Genomic DNA, 2094 nt, shown 5'->3' with positions numbered 1-2094 from the left:
TCTACTTCCGCAGCCAGATCAACAATAATGTTACCGAAAACGCCGACCATATCATTCACCTGAAATCGAGATAAGCCTTAAAGGGTTTTCATGAAGAAGCAATTCGACCTCGTACTTAGAAAAGCCTTCTTCATTAAGCATTGATACAAATGTTTTCAAGACATGATCGTATCCGTGACCACCATACTTGTGAAGGTGACTCTTCCTAGATACATCCGAAGATATGATTACCCTATCTCCTAATCCGTTTTCAAACAAAAGCCGTATCATCTTTACTCTTTCAGAATCAGGACGGTAATCAATTCTTCCGATATTGTCAATACAGACATATGCTCCTCTTTTCGCAACTTCGATATGGATTTCTGGATCAGGATATAGATCCATGTGACCTATCCCTACCTTTTCAATATTCGCACCCGTCTTCTCCAGAAAATCGAGCTCTTCAATAGCATTAAAGCCGAAGTATGTGTGTGTAATTATTGCCGCCCCAGTCGTTTCCTGCGCTATAACAGCTGATTCGAACACTCTTCTTTCCGCGGGGAGTGTCTGCTGCCCCCAGCCAATTTCACCTATTACTCCAGCTTTGATATCAGTTCCGTCGATTCCCTCAGTTATGTCCCTGACGAATTCCTCGGCCATAGAAATTACACTTCCACTAATCGCTCTGAGAGGAAGATACAGACCAAAATAGAATCCTGTGGGACAAACGATTCGAACACCGGATTTCAAAGCGATATCTTCCAGAGTCTTCGGGTTGCGTCCCGTGTTAATGGTAGAAAGGTCAACCACTACCTCTCCGCCAGCTTCGGAAAAGTACTTGAGTTCTTGCGCGATCGTCTCGGGTTCAATCAAACAGGCATCAGAATCGTGCTTTATCTTCGACGTATCGAAGTTAACATGCTCGTGTGCCAGTAGTCTGCCCTTTACATCCTCAGAAGAAATATCACCGAGAACCGTCCTCACGAATCTTCCCACGGTCATTCGCCTCTGATTTGCTCAACAGTTTTCATAAGGCTTCTCACTTTGCTTGCGTCAACTGGATTCCACCATTTGTCATCAACTTTCAGATGTGTTCCTGCAATTGCTCCTTCACATTCACTGAGTATACGGGCTATATTGTTCTCAGAGGTTCCGCTTCCCACAATAACTGGTAGTTTTGAAACTTTCTTTATCGTTCTAATCTCATCCGAGCTGGTTTCATCACCTGTTCTTTCGCCCGTGGCAATCAAGACATCGGCAGCAAAGAAAACATTGTCTAATGCTTGTTCTTCAACTGATCTGTCTGCTGTGATTGCATGACTTCCATGTTTCACATGTACATCAGCGAAGACTCTTATGTGATCGGATTTCAAGAAGGATCTGTACCTGAGTGCTTTGGCCGACGGACCCTCGACAAATCCCTCATTTGCTACGTAAGCGTTAGCCCACTGGTTGCATCTTACCCACAACAGCCCCGAAACAGATGCCACTGCCATGGCAGGGACTACTCCATTGGCCAGCATGTTGACTCCAATAGGAATATCGAATTTCGAACGTATTTCCATTGCGACCGCAGTCAACCCGGCGACCGTTTCAAAGGAAATATCCCTTGGATTAGGAAAGGGGAGATCCCAAGCATTCTCAATCTGCAATCCGTCAATTCCATTTTCAACATACGTTCTTGCATCCTCTAAAGCAGCATAAAGAGTTTTTCGGAAATTTCCTTCATAGAAGGGTGACCCCGGTAGTGGTTTGCAGTGAATCATGCCTATCACAATCTTCTCTTTTCCAAATATCTCTTTGAGGGCATTAGGACGATCCGGAAAGACATCCTTAAACACATCAATCACATCCAATCTATGTCATTTATTCCTACTTCTTTCTCTAATATAGTTCAACCAGACTGCAAATAGAATTATCATTCCTTTTACTACCATCTGATTGTAAGAAGAAACTCCTAACAAGTTCAGTCCGTTATTCAGAGAACCTAGAAGAAGCACTCCCACAAGCGTACCTAGAATAGATCCCCTACCACCTGAAAGACTTGCTCCACCAAGAACTACAGAAGCTATTGCGTCCATTTCAAGGCTAGTACCTGCATTTGGACTGCCACTG

3 protein-coding genes are annotated in these 2094 nt (G+C 43.9%); all 3 read right to left on the bottom strand.

Going from position 1 to position 2094, the window contains the following annotated elements:
* Nucleotides 1–51: 51 nt before the first annotated feature.
* Entirely contained in the window at nt 52–981 is a 930-nt protein-coding gene (locus ENN47_05655) for a hypothetical protein (GenBank protein ID HDP77659.1), read from the bottom strand.
* Nucleotides 978–1820, bottom strand: a complete 843-nt coding sequence (locus ENN47_05650; GenBank protein ID HDP77658.1) for a BtpA/SgcQ family protein — start codon at nt 1818–1820, stop codon at nt 978–980. Before ENN47_05650 ends, ENN47_05655 begins: the two co-directional genes overlap by 4 nt.
* Nucleotides 1821–1841: 21 nt before the next feature.
* A partial coding sequence (locus tag ENN47_05645) for an ABC transporter permease (protein HDP77657.1) occupies nt 1842–2094 on the bottom strand: 253 nt, incomplete at its 5' end.

Origin of the sequence: Mesotoga infera (assembly GCA_011045915.1) — a bacterium.
Classification (GTDB): Bacteria; Thermotogota; Thermotogae; order Petrotogales; family Kosmotogaceae; genus Mesotoga; species Mesotoga infera_D.
This window is presented reverse-complemented; position numbering and strand designations above follow the sequence as displayed.

Bases quoted from the DNA above. Each gene is read 5' to 3' on its own strand.
- ENN47_05655 (HDP77659.1), bottom strand. From the start codon at position 981: ATGACCGTGGGAAGATTCGTGAGGACGGTTCTCGGTGATATTTCTTCT.